Source organism: Aquidulcibacter paucihalophilus, assembly GCF_002105465.1.
In the GTDB taxonomy this organism is placed as follows: Bacteria; Pseudomonadota; Alphaproteobacteria; order Caulobacterales; family Aquidulcibacteraceae; genus Aquidulcibacter; species Aquidulcibacter paucihalophilus.
On sequence record NZ_NCSQ01000074.1, the window covers coordinates 1 to 709 of the forward strand.

Below are 709 nucleotides of genomic sequence, written 5' to 3' on the forward strand. Positions count from 1 at the left end.
CGCACAAACCTCCCGCGGAGCGGGTTCGTTCTTCGGCCAACATCAGTCATTTAGGCGCGTTCCTTGGAGCCACTTTGGCTCGCCGCTCGCCGCTCTCAAAAGCTGGCCCAAAACTTGCTGCGTTCTCGATCCGACCGCGGAGATGTCTAATGGGAAGACGGCTCAGAGCAGATGTGGNAAAAGGTCGAGAAGGCCCTGCCTGTTAGGTCCAGCCAATGTCCAAAGCCGATGGCGTTTGACAAGCACTCCACCGGATCTGCCAAAGTCGAACCAGTCCCGCGCAAGAGCCTCGGCACCCTACCCTCCGAAGTCGTCCGACCCGCAGAAGCGGCATTGGTTCTTTCAGTGTCATTGAGCTTGCTGAAGAAGTGGCGAGCCGAAGGTGCCGGGCCTCGTTTTGTTCGGTTAGGTGGACGGGCGATTGGCTATCGACGTGCTGATTTATCGGACTGGATTGTTGCCCAGATCAGGTGATTTTTCCTTTGGCGCAGAATTTTTATGCAGCTGATTGGTCGGTTGTGCGCCTAAAGGACCTTTAGATTCCCCAATCGCGAGCATTGTGGCGATGGGACATGGTGGGTCATCTTTGGCTAGGCTGGTGCGTGCTGGAACCCTTCGAAACAGATCGCTCCATCTGTGGATATCAGGTGGATAAGTCACACTTTTTGGGCTTCCCGATTTTGGTGAACATGCTGGATTAGTGTGGTTT

The 709-nt window shown here is 54.9% G+C and carries 1 protein-coding gene; it reads left to right on the forward strand.

Features of this window, described 5'->3' with window-relative positions; all coding sequences use genetic code 11:
• Positions 1-228 precede the first annotated feature (228 nt).
• Positions 229-474: a helix-turn-helix transcriptional regulator gene (locus B7364_RS06795; RefSeq protein ID WP_085339271.1), complete on the forward strand. Its 246-nt coding sequence runs from the start codon at positions 229-231 to the stop codon at positions 472-474.
• Positions 475-709: the final 235 nt, after the last annotated feature.